The sequence below is a fragment of the Halomonas sp. CKK8 genome (genome assembly GCF_029625235.1).
Classification (GTDB): domain Bacteria; phylum Pseudomonadota; class Gammaproteobacteria; order Pseudomonadales; family Halomonadaceae; genus Halomonas; species Halomonas ventosae.
Genome location: NZ_CP121193.1, coordinates 2,963,548 through 2,979,242, shown reverse-complemented (window position 1 = coordinate 2,979,242; position 15,695 = coordinate 2,963,548). Strand labels below are relative to the sequence as shown.

General features: G+C 70.4%; 12 protein-coding genes and 1 tRNA gene. 4 read left to right on the top strand and 9 right to left on the bottom strand.

Annotated features, from left to right (window positions below; genetic code table 11):
* Nucleotides 1-30: 30 nt before the first annotated feature.
* The 7 genes from P8934_RS14035 to P8934_RS14005 all read right to left on the bottom strand — a co-directional run bounded on the left by P8934_RS14035 (nt 31) and on the right by P8934_RS14005 (nt 8,298).
* A complete protein-coding gene (locus P8934_RS14035; protein ID WP_278031601.1) occupies nt 31-1,473 on the bottom strand; it encodes an ATP-binding protein in 1,443 nt (480 codons plus the stop codon).
* Between the two features lie 50 nt (nt 1,474-1,523).
* The gene (locus P8934_RS14030) at nt 1,524-2,663 is read right to left on the bottom strand and encodes a PQQ-dependent sugar dehydrogenase (RefSeq protein WP_278031600.1); all 1,140 of its coding nucleotides are present in this window, start codon (nt 2,661-2,663) and stop codon (nt 1,524-1,526) included.
* Nucleotides 2,664-2,774: 111 nt separating this feature from the next.
* Nucleotides 2,775-3,650, bottom strand: a complete 876-nt coding sequence (locus tag P8934_RS14025) for an AEC family transporter (protein ID WP_133635441.1) — start codon at nt 3,648-3,650, stop codon at nt 2,775-2,777.
* A gap of 237 nt (nt 3,651-3,887) precedes the next feature.
* Complete coding sequence (locus P8934_RS14020) at nt 3,888-4,460, bottom strand: PRC-barrel domain-containing protein (RefSeq protein WP_278031599.1); 573 nt, start codon at nt 4,458-4,460, stop codon at nt 3,888-3,890.
* Nucleotides 4,461-4,577: 117 nt separating this feature from the next.
* Nucleotides 4,578-6,554 carry a Fe(3+)-hydroxamate ABC transporter permease FhuB gene (gene fhuB, locus P8934_RS14015; protein WP_278031598.1) on the bottom strand — a complete coding sequence of 659 codons (1,977 nt, stop codon included), beginning with the start codon at nt 6,552-6,554 and terminating at the stop codon, nt 4,578-4,580.
* The gene (locus P8934_RS14010) at nt 6,544-7,467 is read right to left on the bottom strand and encodes an iron-siderophore ABC transporter substrate-binding protein (RefSeq protein ID WP_278031597.1); all 924 of its coding nucleotides are present in this window, start codon (nt 7,465-7,467) and stop codon (nt 6,544-6,546) included. The genes fhuB and P8934_RS14010 overlap by 11 nt, the downstream gene beginning before the upstream one ends.
* Before the next feature lie 60 nt (nt 7,468-7,527).
* Nucleotides 7,528-8,298 (bottom strand): ATP-binding cassette domain-containing protein, encoded by a 771-nt coding sequence (locus tag P8934_RS14005; RefSeq protein ID WP_278031596.1) that lies wholly within the window; start codon nt 8,296-8,298, stop codon nt 7,528-7,530.
* A 148-nt stretch (nt 8,299-8,446) separates the two neighbouring features.
* On the opposite strand from P8934_RS14005, the gene P8934_RS14000 reads away from it, so the two are divergent.
* Both P8934_RS14000 and P8934_RS13995 read left to right on the top strand, forming a co-directional pair.
* Nucleotides 8,447-10,252, top strand: a complete 1,806-nt coding sequence (locus P8934_RS14000) for an ABC transporter ATP-binding protein (protein ID WP_278031595.1) — start codon at nt 8,447-8,449, stop codon at nt 10,250-10,252.
* Nucleotides 10,253-10,365: 113 nt separating this feature from the next.
* Entirely contained in the window at nt 10,366-12,570 is a 2,205-nt protein-coding gene (locus P8934_RS13995; protein WP_278031594.1) for a TonB-dependent siderophore receptor, read from the top strand.
* Nucleotides 12,571-12,644: 74 nt separating this feature from the next.
* Here P8934_RS13995 and fhuF read toward each other — a convergent pair whose 3' ends face one another.
* Entirely contained in the window at nt 12,645-13,385 is a 741-nt protein-coding gene (fhuF, locus tag P8934_RS13990; protein ID WP_278031593.1) for a siderophore-iron reductase FhuF, read from the bottom strand.
* A 146-nt stretch (nt 13,386-13,531) separates the two neighbouring features.
* Here fhuF and P8934_RS13985 point away from each other — a divergent pair, with 146 nt between their 5' ends.
* A complete protein-coding gene (locus tag P8934_RS13985; protein ID WP_278031592.1) occupies nt 13,532-14,575 on the top strand; it encodes a hypothetical protein in 1,044 nt (347 codons plus the stop codon).
* A gap of 12 nt (nt 14,576-14,587) precedes the next feature.
* On the opposite strand, the gene P8934_RS13980 is transcribed toward P8934_RS13985, so the two are convergent.
* Nucleotides 14,588-15,190 (bottom strand): hypothetical protein, encoded by a 603-nt coding sequence (locus P8934_RS13980; RefSeq protein WP_278031591.1) that lies wholly within the window; start codon nt 15,188-15,190, stop codon nt 14,588-14,590.
* Between the two features lie 155 nt (nt 15,191-15,345).
* On the opposite strand from P8934_RS13980, the gene P8934_RS13975 reads away from it, so the two are divergent.
* A tRNA-Ile gene (locus P8934_RS13975) sits at nt 15,346-15,422 on the top strand.
* Nucleotides 15,423-15,695: the final 273 nt, after the last annotated feature.

Below are 15,695 nucleotides of genomic sequence, written 5' to 3'. Positions count from 1 at the left end.
CGCGTTCCGTGTCTGGCATGGCGTGTCCGTTCATGGGGTGGTGTCCTCGAGTGGCAGCACGATCTCGAAGCCGGCGCCTCCCAGCGCGCTGTCGAAGGCGCCGATGGAGCCGCCGTGGTCGTTGATGATGCGATGGACCATGGAGAGCCCGAGGCCGCTGCCCTGGCCCACGGGCTTGGTGGTGAAGAAGGGGTCGAAGACCCGGGCCCGGTCGGCCTCGGGAATGCCGCAGCCGTCGTCCTCGATGGTCAGGCAGAGGCTGTCGTCGCGGCGGCGGGCCGCCAGCCGTATCCGCCGGACGCCCTCGGCCTGGGTGGCATTGCGCAGCAGGTTGGTGAGGACCTGGACCAGCTGCTGGCCATTGGCCAGCAGCGTCAACGGCGGGTCCGGGAGGGTCGGCTCGAGGCGAATGTCGTGCGCCTCGAGGTCGGCCTCGACCAGCTGCCGGGCGTCGTGGACCAGGTCGTCCAGGGCGAGCCGCGTCTTGTCGACACTGTGCTGGCGCCCCAGGTCCATCAACTGGCGCACGATCTCGACGATGCGCTGTACCTCGCCGCGGATGCGTCCCAGGCGCCGCCGTTCGTCGTCGCCGATGCCGTCGCGGCGCTCGAGACGCTGGGCCTGGCCCTCGATGACGGTCAGCGGCGTGCCGACCTCATGGGCAACCCCCGCGGCCAGCACACCGAGCTCGGCCAGCTTGCGCGACTTGCGCAGTCGACGCTCCAGCTCGATCTCGCGGCGCTGCCGGGCCTCGATGTCGGCATCCTTCTCGGCCAGGGCGTCGAGCATGTGGTTGAGGGCCAGGCCCAGCCGGCGGAACTCGTCGAGGCCGTGGATCGTGGCTCGCTGGCGGCGTTCGCCCCGGGCGACCCGCTCCATCACCTCGAGCAGTCGGCTCAGCGGGCGCTCGATATGGCGTCGGAACATCCACCAGATGCCGAGCACGATGCCCGCGGCACCGATACCGAAGGCGACCAGGGCGAGCAGGCTGAGAAAGCCGGTGTAGTTCTCGATGCCGGTATTGAGCCGATTGACCTGGAGCACGCCGAGGATGGTGCCGTCGGGGGCGCGCAGCGGCATCAGGGTCGAGAAGTAGGTCCAGCCCCCGTCGTCGCGATAGTCGCTGCGCATCTCGCCCGCCTCCACCACGGCCTTGAGCTCCTCGGCGTCGTAGAGCGCCTCGCCGAGCCCCAGACCGTGGATCTGCTGGCCCGTGATGTCGAAGACATAGGCGCCGTAGATGCGGTTGTAGGAGAAGGCCGACTGCAGGGTCTCCTGCAGCGACTCGGGGGTCTCGCGGGTCAGGGCATAGCCCAGGGAGGTGCCGATGGCGCGGCTGATGGTCTGGACCTCGGTCTCCAGCTTGGCACGCACGTTCTCCTCCAGCGACTTGATCGCCACCAGGCTGAAGACCATCAGCACCAGGAAGAGCGGCACGATGACCGTGACGATGATCAGGTTGCGCAGGCGCATGGGGATCCCTGTGGTCGTCGGGGCCGCGTCCGGTGCGGCCCTCGTCGTGGCTAGTCGGCGGGGACCAGGCGGTAGAGGCCGCCGTCGGCGTGGTCGCTGAGCAGGTAGAGGGCGCCGTCGCGGCCCAGGCGCACGTCGCGTATGCGGCCGATCTCGCCCTCGAGGATCACCTCGCGCTCGACCACCCTGTCGCCGTCCAGGGCGAGGCGCACCAGCCGCTCGCTGGCCAGGCCCCCGGCCAGCAGGTGGCCCTGCCAGGCGGTAAAGGTGTCGCCTGTGACCTCGGCCAGCCCCGAGGGAGCGAAGCGCCCGGCGAAGACATGCACGGGGTCGCGCATGCCGGGGGCGCTGTCGCGGCCGATGGGCCGGTTGGTGGCGTAGTCGTTGCCGCGGCTCACCTCGGGCCAGCCGTAGTTGACCCCGGCCTCGAGGCGGTTGAGCTCGTCGCCGGTGCGCGGGCCGTGCTCGGTAGACCAGGCCGTGCCGTCGGCGGCCACGGTCAGGCCCTGGGGGTTGCGGTTGCCGTAGGTGAAGAGCTCGGGCCGGGCGTCATCGTCGTCGACGAAAGGGTTGTCGTCCGGCACCTCGCCCTCGGCGGTCAGGCGCAGCACGCTGCCGGCGTGGTCGCCGCGGTCCTGGGCGCGCTCGGGACTGCCGCGCTCGCCGACGCTCATCAGCAGGGTGCCGTCGGGCAGCCAGGCCAGCCGCGAGCCATAGTGGCGGCCGGGCCGGGAGAAGCGGTCCTGGACGAACAGCGTCTCCAGGTCGACCAGGGCGTCGCCCTCCAGGCGCCCGCGGGAGAGGGTGGTGGCGCTGCCGCCATTGCCGGCCTGGCTCCAGGTGAGGTAGACCCAGTCGCTGCCCTCGCCGTAGTCGGGATGCAGGACCACATCGAGCAGGCCGCCCTGGCCGCGGGTGGAGACCTTGGGCGCGCCGGAGAGACGCGTGACCTCGCCCTGGGCATCGATGCGCACCAGGCGGCCGGGCCGCTCGCTGACCAGCCACTGGCCGTCGGGCAGCTCGGCGGCCGACCAGGGATGCGTGAGGCCCGAGGCCACGCGCTCCAGGCGCAGCTCATGGTGGTCGGTGATGATGCGCTCCTCGACCACCTCGGCGGCCACGGCCGGGCCGGCGATCAGGGCACCGCCCAGCAGCAGGGCGGTCGAGAGTGCGTGACGTGGCGAGTGCATGTGGCTTCCCCCTCGTTGGCTCTACCCGCATAGGGGCCCTTCACAAGGACCCTACACAGGGACTCTGCCGGGGCGAGGGTGTTCCCCGCGGGGGCACAGGCGAGGGCGGCGCTACATCAGGATCGCCAGCAGGATCGGCAGGTAGACCAGCGACAGCAGGGTGGAGCAGAACACCAGGCTCGCCACGTACTGGGGCTCGCGGCCGGCCTTCTGGGCGAAGAGGTAGTTGAACACCGCCACCGGCATGCTCATCTGCAGCACCAGGATGGCCAGCGCCATGGGCGGTAGCGCCAGCAGGGTGCCGATGCCCCAGGCGACCCCGGCGGCCACCGGAATGCGCAGCAGGCTGAAGCCGATGCCGGAGCCGAGGTTGCGGGCATGGATGCTGGCCAGCGAGACGCCCAGGGTGATCAGCATCAGCGGCACCGTGAAGCCCGAGATCAGGTCGACGCTGTTGGCGAGCCAGCGGGGCAGGTCGGTGTCGGTGAGCAGCAGCCCCAGGGCGATCAGGATGGCGTAGACCACCGGCGTCCTGGCCAGCGCCTTCAGCGGATTGCCGCGGCTCGCCAGCAGGGTGCCCAGGGTGAACTGGAACAGCGAGACCGTGACCATCACCGTGATGCCGAACGCGAAGCCGGCGCTGCCGAAGGCGTAGAGCACCACCGGCAGGCCCATGTTGCCGGTGTTGGGGTACATGGTGGGGGCCAGCAGCACCCGCCAGTCCTTGCCCAGCAGCCGGGCCAGCAGGAAGGCCATGCCGGCCATGGCGGTGAGCACCAGCGCCGTGGCCAGCATGGTGCGCCCGAAGCTGCCGGCGTCGATCTCGGCGCCGGCAAGCGAAGCCAGCACCAGGGCCGGGGTGCCGATGTTGAACACCAGCCGGGTGACGAAGGCCACCGGGAAGTCGTGGCCCAGGCGCACCCAGAGGAAGCCGAGCCCGGCGCCGGTGAGCACGGGCGCCATCACGGCGAAGAGTTCGGCGAGCATGGGCGGCATCCTTGCGTGGCGGTAGGGAAAGGCCGCGTATTGTCGTGAATGCGGGCCCGTCGGGGCAACTCCGGTGTGCCGCCGGCATGAAAAGGCCCCGGCACGGGCCGGGGCCAAGGATCGAAACGCCAGCTTCCTCAGATTAGAACGCGTCACTGGCGAAGAGCCAGAGCCGTCGACGCCCAGCAAAAAGCCCGGTCGATGACCGGGCTTGGCGGGCAGGGGGCGAGTGAGCCGTCACTCGGCGGAGCGGTTGGCGGCCTCCTGGGTCCGTTCGCCGACGTTCTCCAGGGCCTCGCCGATGCGGTCCAGGGCGCGTGATGCCCCTTCCTGGGTGGATTCCCAGGCGCTGGCGGCGCCCTCCTTGGTGTCCTCCCAGGCCTGCTGGGCCCCTTTCCGAGCGTTCTGCCACCAGTCGTTGGTGTACTGCGGCTGCTGGGCGATCTGCTCCTCGCTCATGTCGACATTCACCCGGTACACGATCTCCTCCAGGCTGTTGCCGTTCTGGGTCTCGACGGTGAACTTCCCTGTCTCGATCACGAACTGCTGGTTGCCCTGGAAGTCGAGCAGGTTACCGGTGTCGATGACCAGGGCGCGGACCTGCATGTCGTTGTCGAGCAGGATGTCCTCGACCTCGCCGACCTGTTCGCTGCTGGAAGTGGCATACACACTGGCATCGACCAGTTCGTCGGCCGAGTAGAGGCCCTGGGGCTGGGCCAGGGCACTGCCGGTCACGGCCAGGCCGCCGGCAAGCAGCGCCCCGAGGGTGGCCTGCCTGATGGCGTGGTTCAGCGGTTTGCGTTGGGCCATGCGTTCACTCCTTGTGGTCCGTGAGGGTCCATGTGATCGATGGCGCCTGTCGACGCCTCACCCGTTTAGTGTGGCCAGCGGCTGCCGAGTTCAATGGTGCCTCTCGAGTCCGCCCGGTCAGCGGCGCCCGAGGCCCCACATGAAGTAGGCGCCGCCCAGCAGCGAGGCCACCAGGCCGGCGGGGATCTCCGCGGGGAACAGCAGCTGGCGGCCCAGCCAGTCCGCCAGCACCATCAGCAGGGCGCCGATCAGCGCGGCCCCCAGCAGGTGGGCGCGGGCCCGGGAGAAGCCCGCCAGCCGAGCCATATGAGGGGCCAGCAGGCCGACGAAGGAGAGCGGGCCCACCACCAGGGTGGCGCAGGCGGTCAGCAGCGCGACCAGCAGCAGCAACGCCAGCCGGGCCCGCTCGACCCTGACTCCCAGGGCCGCGGCCGTGGCCGCCCCCAGCGGCAGGATATCCAGCCAGCGGGCGAAGGGGCGTGCCGCCAGGGCCAGCACCACGGCGAGGCCCACCACCACGGCCGCGCCGACGGGATCGACGTAGTAGGTGGAGCCCGAGAGCCAGGCGATCACCTGCTGGCCGCGGGGGTCGCCGCCGGCGAGCACGATGGCGCGCACGGCATCGAACAGCGCGGTGATCGCCACGCCACTGAGCAGCAGCCGTTCGGGCACGAAGCCGCTGCGCCGGTTGAGCACGACCAGCACCGCCAGGCTGGCCAGTGCCCCCAGGGTGCCGGCGGCGACCAGGGTCAGGTTGCCGGGGGCGGGCAGCAGGAAGAGCGCCGCGATCAGCGCGATGGCGCTGCCGCCGCTGATGCCCAGCACCTCGGGGCTCGCCATGGGGTTGGCGGTGAGGCGCTGGATCAGGGTGCCGGCGATGGCCAGCATCACCCCGCTGCCCGCCGCGGCCAGCAGTCGCGGCCAGCGCCAGGCCAGTACCGTCTCGTCGAGGGTGGCGAACCAGCCGCCGGCCGCTTGGCCCAGCAGCAGGGCAAGCAGCAGGGCGGCGAGAAGGCCCAGGGCCAGCTCTGCGGCCAGTCGTCCGGGGGCCGGGTGGCGCGGGGCCAGGGCCGTGGCGCTGGCGGGCGGGCGGCTGGCCTCCAGGCGCAGCCGGGGGATCAGCCACAGCAGCAGCGGCGCCCCCAGGGCGGCCGTGGTGGCCCCGGTGGGAAGCAGGGTGGGCAGGCTGCCGGCGAAGCGCTGCAGCAGCAGGTCGGTGGTGGCCAGCAGCAGGGCGCCGAGCAGCGTCGACCAGACCAGCCGCGCCCCCAGGCGGCGCGCCCCGGCCAGGCGCACGATATTGGGTGCCGCCAGGCCGATGAAGCCGACCACCCCCACCACGCTGACCACGCAGCCGGTGAGGAAGACCGCCAGCCCCAGCCCCGCCAGGCGCAGGTGCTTCAGCGAGACGCCGAGGCTCCTGGCGCTGGCGTCGTCGAGTTCGAGCACCGTCAATGGCCGCAGTAGCAGCCAGGCCGCCAGGGCGCCCAGCAGCAGCCGCGGGGCCAGGAAGGCGGCGTCATGCCAGCCGTTCTGGGAAAGCGAGCCGGCGCCCCAGATCAGCAGCCCCTTGAGGGTCTCCTGGTGGAAGAGCAACAGCACCATGCCCAGCGCCCCGGCGTAGAGGTTGACCACCAGGCCGGCGAGGACCACCACCGCGGGGGAGAGCCCGCGGCGCCAGGTCAGGGCGAAGACCAGCGCCATGGCACCGGCGCCACCGGCCAGGGCCACCCATTCGCGCCCGACCAGCAGCAGGCCGGGGGCGAGCAGGGTGGCGGCCATCAGCGCCAGGTTGGCGCCGCTGGCCACCCCCAGGGTGGTGGGGGCGGCCAGCGGGTTGCGCAGCACCTGCTGCATCAGCACCCCGGCCAAGGCCAGGCCGCCGCCGGCCAGCAGCGCCATGGCCAGGCGCGGCCACCAGCTGTAGTGGCGCACCAGCGACTCCGCACTCGCCGGCGTCACCGTCGTCAGCGCGCGCAGGCCATCGAACAGCCCCTCCTCGGCGAGCGAGCCGAGTATCAGGGCCAGCAACGCCAGGCCCGGCAGCAGGCAGACCAGGGCCGGGGCGTGGCGGCGGGCGGCCTCAGTCGTCATGGGGCGCCTCCTCCAGGGCGGCCACCAGATGATCGGCGAAGCGCTGCGCCGAGGGCAGGGCGCCGAAGCTCCATACCGGGGGCAGGGTGATCAGGGATTCGTTACGCACGCTGGGCTGCTGCTGCCAGAGGCCGCTGTCGGCCAGCGCGGCCTCGACCCCCAGCGGGTAGGGTTCGACCACCACCAGCCGAGCCTCCAGGCCGGCCAGCTGCTCCAGGCCCACCAGCGAGAAGCCCCAGGCGTTGGTCTCGCCGCGCCAGGCATTCTCCAGCCCCAGGCGGGCCATCACGGCCTGGTAGAGGCCGCCCTTGCCGAACACCCGGACGTGGCGCTCGTCCATGAACTGCACCACCAGCAGCGGCGCCACCCGCGCGGGTAGCCGCTGCCGCAGGGCCGCGAGGCGCGTCTCCGTCCCGGCGATCAGCCGCTCGGCGGCCGCCTCCCGGTTGGCCAGGCGACCGACCTCGCGGGTCAGCTCAAGCAGCTGGGGCCAGGTCTCGCGGCCCCGGGTGTAGAACGGCAGGGTCGTGACCGGGGCGATGCGCGACAGACGCGGCGCCAGGTTGGCGAACATCGGCGAGATCAGGATGCGGTCGGGCGCCAGGCTCGCCAGCAGCTCCAGGTTGGGCTGGCTGCGCAGGCCGAGATCGACGGTGGCCTCGGGCAGGCGCGGGGCGCCGACCCAGGCCTGGTAGGCATCGACCTGGGCGACCCCGGCCGGCGTGACGCCCAGCGCCACCAGGGTCTCGGCCAGGGTCCAGTCGAGGGTAGCGACGGCCGGCTGGGCCAGGGCGCGAGGCGTTGGCACGAGTGCCAGGGCCAGCAGCAGCGCGGCGAAAGCGCGGCGAAGCGGACAGGCCGGCATGGGCGAGGCGAACAAGAGCGTGGCCGGGCGCAAGAGGGAGAGTGTCATCAGGGGCGAGAGGCTTGGTCAGAGGGCTCGGTAGCGGGCGGACAGGCTGTCATGGGCGCATCAGGCATGGACCAGGGCGACAGGATGCTGGCCGGTGGGATGCGCCATCACCCGCATGGGGATGCCGTAGATCGCCTCCAGGGTGGCCTCGTCCATCAGCTCGGCCGGAGTGCCCCGGGTCAGCACGCGCCCGCCATGCAGGGCGACCAGGTGGTCGCAGTAGCGCGCCGCCATGTTGACGTCGTGGAGCACGATCACCACGCCGAGCCCCAGCGTCTGGCTGAGCGTGCGGATCAGCGCCAGCACCTCCACCTGGTGGGCGATGTCCAGTGCGGCGAGCGGCTCGTCGAGCAGCAGGAAGTCGCTGCCCTGAGCCAGCAGCATGGCCAGCCAGACCCGCTGGCGTTCGCCGCCCGAGAGGGTGTCGACCAGGCGGTCGGCGAAGGCCTCGGTATGGGTCGCGGCGATGGCGCGGTCGATGGCCGCCTCGTCCTCGCGGGTATGCCGGCCCAGCAGGCCGCGCCAGGGGTAGCGACCCATGCCCACCAGCTCGCGGCCGAGCAGGTTCTCGGTGGCGGGCAGCTGCTGGGGCAGGTAGGCCACCCGACGGGCGAACTCGCGATGGCCCCAGCGGGCCAGGGGGCGCCCGGCGAAGTGCAGCTCGCCCCGGCTCGCCGGCTGCTGGCGGGCCAGCAGCTTGAGCAGGGTCGACTTGCCCGAGCCGTTGTGGCCGATCAGGCCATGCACCCGGCCGCCCTCCAGGGTCAGGTCGGTGGCGGCGAGCAGCGGCCGGTCGGCGATGGCGAAACCGGCTCCGCGCAGTTCGAACATGCAGGACGCTCCTTGGGCGGGCCCCGGGCGGGGCGGGCGATGGGCGCTACCATACCTTCGGTGATAATGGTTATCAATAAGATCTGTTTCGGGCCGGCCGCCTTCCCGGTATGCTGTGGCGCTTAACCCTCCAGGACCCCCGATCCCCATGCCTGACGCCACCACCTCAAGCTTCCGGGCCCTGGCGCGCCTGCTGCGCTATGCCCGCGGCTATCGCCGCCGGATCATCGCCGCCAGCGCCTGCTCGGTCATCAACAAGCTGTTCGACATCGCCCCGGAGATCCTCATCGGCGTGGCCATCGACGTGGTGGTCAACCAGGAGCAGAGCTTCGTGGCAGGGCTCGGCTTCGAGTCCGCCCGCGAGCAGATCCTGGTCCTCGGCGCGCTGACCTTCTTCATCTGGGCCGGGGAGTCGCTGTTCGAGTACCTCTTCCAGGTGCTGTGGCGTAACCTCGCCCAGCGGCTGCAGGCCGACCTGCGCCAGGACGCCTATGAGCATGCCCAGCGGCTCGACATGGGCTTCTTCGAGTCGCGCAGTTCCGGCCAGCTGGTGGCGACCATGAACGACGACGTCAACCAGCTCGAGCGCTTCCTGGACGGCGGCGCCAACGCCATGATCCAGGTCGGCGTCACCGTGGTGGCGGTGGGGGCGGTGTTCTTCCTGCTCTCGCCGCTGATCGCGCTGCTCGCCTTCACGCCGATCCCGCTGATCGTGTGGGGCGCCTTCTACTTCCAGCGCAAGGCCGGGCCGCTCTATGCCGAGGTGCGCGAGCGGGTCGGCGACCTCTCGAGCCGGCTCTCCAACAACCTGGCCGGTATCGCCACCATCAAGAGCTTCACCGCCGAGGCCCGCGAGGCCGAGCGGCTGCGCCAGGCCAGCGAGGCCTACGTGGAGGCCAACCGCCAGGCCATCCGCATCAGCTCGGCCTTCATCCCGGTGATCCGCATGGCGATCCTGGCTGGCTTCCTGGCCACCTTCACCGTGGGCGGGATGATGGCCCTGCAGGGGGAGCTCAACGTCGGTGCCTACGGCGTGCTGGTGTTCCTCACCCAGCGGCTGCTGTGGCCGCTGACCGGCCTGGCCCAGGTGATCGACCTCTTCGAGCGCGCCATGGCCAGCACGCGGCGCATCCTCGACCTGTTGGCCACGCCGATCCATGTGCGCGACGACGGCGGGCGGGCGCTGGCCGAGCCGGTGCGCGGCGAGGTGGCCTTCGCCGACGTGAGCTTCCGCTACCCGGGCAGCGGCGAGGGCGTGAGCGATATTCAACTGGACGTGCCGGCGGGCCATACCCTGGCCCTGGTCGGCGCCACCGGTTCGGGCAAGTCGACCCTGATCAAGCTCCTGCTGCGCTTCCATGACCCCGAGGCGGGGGAAATCCGCATCGACGGCCAGCCGGTCCGCGAACTCGAGCTGGCCTCGCTGCGCCGGGCCATCGGCCTGGTCAGCCAGGACGTCTACCTGTTCGAGGGCCCGGTGCGCGACAACATCGCCTACGGCAAGCCGGATGCCCCGGAGGCCGACATCATCGCCGCGGCACAGACCGCCGAGGCCTGGGCGTTCATCCAGGCGCTGCCCCAGGGGCTCGATACTCCGGTGGGGGAGCGCGGCGTGCGCCTCTCCGGTGGCCAGCGCCAGCGTCTCTCGCTGGCCCGGGCGCTGCTCAAGGCCCCGCCGATCCTGGTGCTCGACGAGGCCACCAGCGCCGTGGACAACGAGACCGAGGCGGCCATCCAGCGATCGCTGAAGCGCATCGCCCACCAGCGCACCGTGATCATGATCGCCCACCGGCTCTCGACCATCGTCCATGCCGACCAGATCGCCGTGGTCCACGGCGGGCGGGTGGTGGAGCGCGGCACCCATGCGGAGCTGCTGGCGCGCAACGGGCGCTATGCGGCCCAGTGGCGGGTGCAGACCGGCGAGGTCGAGGCGGCGGACGCCTCATTGGCGTGACGACATCGGGGCCGGCATGGCCCCTTGGCATGAGCGGGATGAATCATTGTTGTTAAACGTGATGCGAATCATTATCATAAATATTCGAATCCATGACACGAGGCTCGTCCCCCATGCCGTTCCCATCCCGCCGCCGCGGCGCCATCCACCCGTTGACCTGCGCCATCCGTGGCTGCCTGGGCCTGACCGCCGCCGGCAGCCTGCTGCTTTCACCGGTTGCCCTGGCCCAGCAGGGAACGACCGCCCCGGAGGCGGCCACCGACCTGGAGACCCTGACCGTCGAGGCCGAGGCCCTGTCGGTGATCACCGAGGGCACGGAGCGTTACCGGGTGCCGCTCACCAGCACCGCGATCAGGCTCGACCTGACGCCCCGCGAGACCCCCCAGTCCGTCTCGACCGTGACCCGCGCCCAGATCGACGACTTCAACCTCGACACCACCAATGATGTCCTGGAGAGCACGCCCGGGGTCACGGTGGAGCGCCTCGAGACGGACCGCACCTACTACACGGCACGGGGCTTCGAGATCTCCAACTTCCAGGTCGACGGGGTGCGCGTGCCGATGCCCTACAACAACGTGCATGGGGACATGGACACCGCGATCTACGACCGGGTGGAGGTGGTGCGCGGCGCCACCGGGCTGATGTCCGGCTCGGGCAATCCCGCGGCGACGGTCAACTTCGTGCGCAAGCGGCCCACCTATGTGCCCCAGGCCTCGGTCTCGGCGAGCGTCGGCTCCTGGGACCAGCGGCGCCTGGAGGCCGATGTTGCCGGGCCGCTTGACGACGCGGGGCGCGTCCGCGGGCGCCTTGTGGCGGCAGGGATGGAGAGCGACTCCTACCTGGACCGGCTGAGCCGCGAGCGGGGGCTGTTCTATGGCGTGCTGGAGGCCGATGTCACCGACAGCACCCTGGTGACCCTCGGCCACACCTGGCAGCAGAACAATACCGACGGCAACATGTGGGGCTCGCTGCCGCTCTATGACTCGGCCGGCACCCCCACCGACTACGACGTCGAGACCTCCTCGGCCCCCGACTGGTCCTACTGGGACGTGGAGACCCACCGCAGCTTCCTCGAGGTGCAGCAGGCACTCGGCGATCGCTGGTCACTGAAGGGCACGCTCACCCATCTGGACATGCTCTCCGACACCCAGCTGTTCTATATCTACGGCACGCCCGATGCCGCCACCGGGCGCATCGCCGACAACCAGCTGACCCTCAGCCGCTACGACCGCCACCTGGAGCAGTGGGTGGCCGACCTGCATGCCAAGGGCGAGGTCGATGCCTTCGGGCGCAGCCACCAGCTGGTGATGGGCACGGACTGGAGCCAGAGCCGCAACCAGCAGCTCTCCCGCTATCCCACGGCGAGCTTCGATGCGGGCGGCCAGGGGCTGCCGCCGCTGGACGACTGGAATGGATCCTACCCCGAACCCGATGCCTGGGTGGCCTTCCCCGGCACCGACGGCGATGCCACGGTCAAGGAGCGTAGCGTCTATGGCGCGGCCAAGCTGGACCTCGCCGAGCGCTGGACCGCGGTGGCGGGTGCTCGGCTGAGCTGGGCCGACGCGGTTGGCGAGCAGTACGGCAGCTCCCAGGAGACCAACGTCGACAACGAGCTGACGCCCTATGCCGGCCTGATCTATGACGTGAGCGACTGGGCATCCCTCTATGCCAGCTACACCGAGATCTTCAAGCCGCAGACCGAGATCAATCGCGACGGCGACTTTATTGATCCCGTCGACGGCGTCAGCCAGGAGGTCGGCCTCAAGGCCGAGCTGTTCGACGGCAGCGCCGATGCGTCGCTGGCGCTGTTCCGCACCGAGCAGGACAATGTCGCGCAGCCAACGGGCGAGAAGCGCGGAACGCAAGACGTTTACAGAGGCGCCGACGGCATTACCAGCGAGGGCGTGGAGGCCACGCTCGCCGGCGAGCTGGCGCCGGGCTGGCAGGCCAGCGTCGGCTATACCTATCTGGAGGTCGAGGACGCCGAGGGTGAGGCCACCAATACCTACATTCCGCGCCATCTGGTGCGCGCCACCACCAGCTATCGGCCGGCCGCCCTGGATGCTCTCAAGGTGGGGGCGCGGCTTCGCTGGCAGGACGAGATCGAACGCGACCGCGACCTGGCGGATGGCAAGACGCGCCAGGAGGCCTATGCCCTGGTTGACCTGATGGCGAGCTACGACTTCAGCGACAGCCTGACCGCCTCGCTGAACCTCAACAACGTCACCGACGAGAAGTACCTGACCAGCCTCAAGTGGGACCAGGCCTTCCACGGCGCGCCGCGCCATGTCATGGCCAACCTGACCTGGCGCTACTGACCCTTTCCGCCGCAACAGGCATGCCACAAGGGCCCACCCCGGCAACGGGGTGGGCCCTGGCGTTGGTGAGGCGGTCAGCGCGTCTCGGCGGCACGGGCCCCGTGGCGGCAGGCCAGCGGGCAGTTGCCGCAGACGCCCAGCTCGTCGATCAGGTAGCGGATGCAGCACAGGCGACGCACCCGCCGCGGGGTGCCGTCCTCGCCCTCGACGTAGCGCACCGGCCGATGGAGCGGGTTGCGACGGCCGTCGGGAAGGGTGCGGCTCGCCAGCAGCGCCCGAGCGGGTTCGCCGACGTCCGGCGAGGCCATGGGGTGGTCGGCCAGGGCGCTGGCGAAGTGCTCGAAGTAGTTGCCGGCGTTGCTCCAGAACACCTTGGGCGAGGCCCCGCTGGCCGTGGCCAGGGCCTCGACCAGCGGCGCCAGGTGGCCGTCGAGCAGGGTCGCGAAGCGCGAGGGGGAGTCGAGCTCGGCCAGGGGGCGGCCGGCATGGCGCAGCACCAGGCCGGTGGTCTGCCCCTCGGGAGATTGCTGGAGATGGAGCTCATCGAGGCCCAGCGGCAGGTCGCGCTCGAGCAGCAGGTTGGCGGCCAGGCCGTGGGCCGCCAGGGCGCTGAAGTGCCACTTGGACCAAAGCGAGGCCACCGCCCGGCGATCGCCCTGATCGTACTGGGCGCCGAAGCGCTCGAGCAGCGTCGCCAGGCGTGTCGGATCGAGCAGCTCCCGGGCCGGCATGCCGTCGGGTGCCACCGGCGCGATCGCCGGCGGGGCGAGGTGCTGCAGGGGGCCGACGTAGAGCCGGGCCAGGGACGAGGGCATGGCGAGACCACCGGATTCGTGGAAAGCGCCATTATACAAACAATAATCATTATCGATAAGGGGCGTCGCGTCGACTCCACGGGCGGTTCCCGGCGCAGGTTTCAGCGTAGTAGGGTGAGGCATCCATCGATCCGGAGGACGACGACATGGTGAGTGCCAGGATCCTGCAGCAGGGAACCATCCACTGCTTTCCCGCCGGCCTCAAGGATGCCAAGGGGCGGCTGGTCAACGCCGAGGTTTCGGCAGTGGCCTACGATGGCGAGCGCCTGCTGATGGCCAGCGACAAGCCGATCCCCGGCGATTCGCGCTCGGCGGTGTTCGCCGTGCCCCTTACCCCGGAGGGGCCCGACGACAGCCGGTTGACCTACTTCACCCAGCCACTGGTCAAGCAGGCCGAGAAATACGAGGATTTCGCGCTGACCGCCGATGGCCGCCACGTGCTGGCGACCACCGGCTTCGATCGCATCGACGACGAGAGCCACGCCCTCAACGACTACAATCACCTGCTGATCTGGCCGCTGGGCGAGCCGGACCGGGTTCAGGTGGTGGACCCCGATCCGCGCGATGGCGTGGCGGGCTCGCTGGAATTGCGCGACAAGCTGAACGCCGCCATCGGCTTTCCCTACTACAAGATCGAGGGGCTCGCCGCGATCCCCGGCGAGCGGGGCGACGGCCTGCTGCTGTTCGGCGTGCGCGAGCAGGGCCAGGCCCATGACGACTTCGCCTACGTGAGCCGGGTGGTGGGGGCCCACTACGAGATCAGCGAGAGCGGCAACCTGGTGTTCCTCGATGCGCTGCGCGAGCACTATGCCTTCGACCCGGGCGAGCATCCCGAGGTCCGCTACGACTGCGGCCTCTCGAGCCTGGAGTACGACCCCTACCACGCGCGGCTCTACCTGCTGAACAGCTTCGAGGTGGAGGAGGCCGGCGAGGAGCGCATCGGCGGCTACCTGTGGGAGATCGGCCTGGCGGATTTCCGGGCCGGCCGGCGCCCGACCCTGGTGACCACCCCGGCAGGCCTGCCGCTGGAGTTCGAGCACAAGGCCGAGGGCCTGTCGGTGCTGGACCATGATCGCCTGTTCGTCGCCTACGACAACGACCGCCACCTGGGCCTGGGCAGCGTCGACGAGCGCGACGAGCGCCACGCCTGCGAGGCGCCCTACACGGTACTCGGGATCACCGCGAGCTAACCTTTCCCTGCCTCAGCGCCGCAGCAGCACGGCGTCGAGAAGGACCGGCACCTCGTCGCCGATCTGCTCGTAGCCGAGCAACAGCAGCACCGAGCGCAGCGTTGGGTTGGCCATCAGCTCGCGGCCATCCAGCGCCACCCGCTCGGCGTTGCTGACCCGCACCCGGCCGGGTGCCTCGCGGGTGAAGCGCACCGCCAGCGGCTCGTGGTGGGTGGTGCCGCCGGACTGCACCGAGAGCTCGAGCACCTCCACCAGCGATTCGCCCACGGCCAGAGCCTCCAGGCGCTGGGGCGGGAAGCGGGTGGTCACGGTGGCCAGGGGGTGCTCGGTAAGGCCGGAGAGCCAGGGCGGCAGGGGCCCCATGCGCTCGACCACATCGCTCTGGGCCAGTCGCAGGGGCAGGCGCAGGGTGCCGTCCGCCTCGGCGGTGCCGGCGAGGCGACGCACCTCGTGCTGATGGGCAATGGGGCCTGTCGGGGCGATCTGCACCACGGTGGCAGCCACCCGCGAGCGTTCGGGGTCCAGCTCCCAGGCGGCGGCCGCCGGCAGGGCCAGCAGCAGGGCGAACAGGGCAGTACCCAGCGCAGGGAAACGGCAAGGGGGGGAAGGTCGCACCGGTCGATCTCCAGAAGGGCAGGCCACCTGCAGACCGCGGCAGGGGGAGGAAGTGCCGCGGCGGGCGATTCGGCCAGCCAGGGGCGGCCGGCTATGGTCACCTTCATCGCCATTCGCTATCATACGGCGGCGCCGCTCGGCGCCATCCGCAGCAAGGGCCTATAGCTCAGTTGGTTAGAGCAGGGGACTCATAATCCCTTGGTCGCTGGTTCGAGTCCAGCTGGGCCCACCATCCTGATCCCGCCAGACTTCTAACTTCCCGCCTCCCGGGAGATATCTTGCTGTCCGCATTGCAAACCGCGGTTGTGCTGCTATGGTCAAGGTTTGTCTAATGTGTCGCCCAAAGTGGGACGCCAGCCGGAATCATCCACGACATTTTTACGTGGTGAAAGACTCCAGACCTTCCGCGGTGCCAGCGGTGTCCAGACAATGATCGCATTGAGGCTCTGCATCCGGTTCCCGTCATCAGAACATGCTGCTTTAGCATATAGCGTGCATGATTGTT

Coding starts and splice junctions, on each gene's coding strand:
- P8934_RS13995 (WP_278031594.1), top strand. CDS start 10,366: ATGCCGTTCCCATCCCGCCGCCGCGGCGCCATCCACCCGTTGACCTGC.
- P8934_RS14000 (WP_278031595.1), top strand. CDS start 8,447: ATGCCTGACGCCACCACCTCAAGCTTCCGGGCCCTGGCGCGCCTGCTG.
- fhuF (WP_278031593.1), bottom strand. CDS start 13,385: ATGCCCTCGTCCCTGGCCCGGCTCTACGTCGGCCCCCTGCAGCACCTC.
- P8934_RS14005 (WP_278031596.1), bottom strand. CDS start 8,298: ATGTTCGAACTGCGCGGAGCCGGTTTCGCCATCGCCGACCGGCCGCTG.
- P8934_RS14035 (WP_278031601.1), bottom strand. CDS start 1,473: ATGCGCCTGCGCAACCTGATCATCGTCACGGTCATCGTGCCGCTCTTC.
- P8934_RS14025 (WP_133635441.1), bottom strand. CDS start 3,650: ATGCTCGCCGAACTCTTCGCCGTGATGGCGCCCGTGCTCACCGGCGCC.
- P8934_RS14030 (WP_278031600.1), bottom strand. CDS start 2,663: ATGCACTCGCCACGTCACGCACTCTCGACCGCCCTGCTGCTGGGCGGT.
- P8934_RS14020 (WP_278031599.1), bottom strand. CDS start 4,460: ATGGCCCAACGCAAACCGCTGAACCACGCCATCAGGCAGGCCACCCTC.
- P8934_RS13985 (WP_278031592.1), top strand. CDS start 13,532: ATGGTGAGTGCCAGGATCCTGCAGCAGGGAACCATCCACTGCTTTCCC.
- fhuB (WP_278031598.1), bottom strand. CDS start 6,554: ATGACGACTGAGGCCGCCCGCCGCCACGCCCCGGCCCTGGTCTGCCTG.
- P8934_RS14010 (WP_278031597.1), bottom strand. CDS start 7,467: ATGACACTCTCCCTCTTGCGCCCGGCCACGCTCTTGTTCGCCTCGCCC.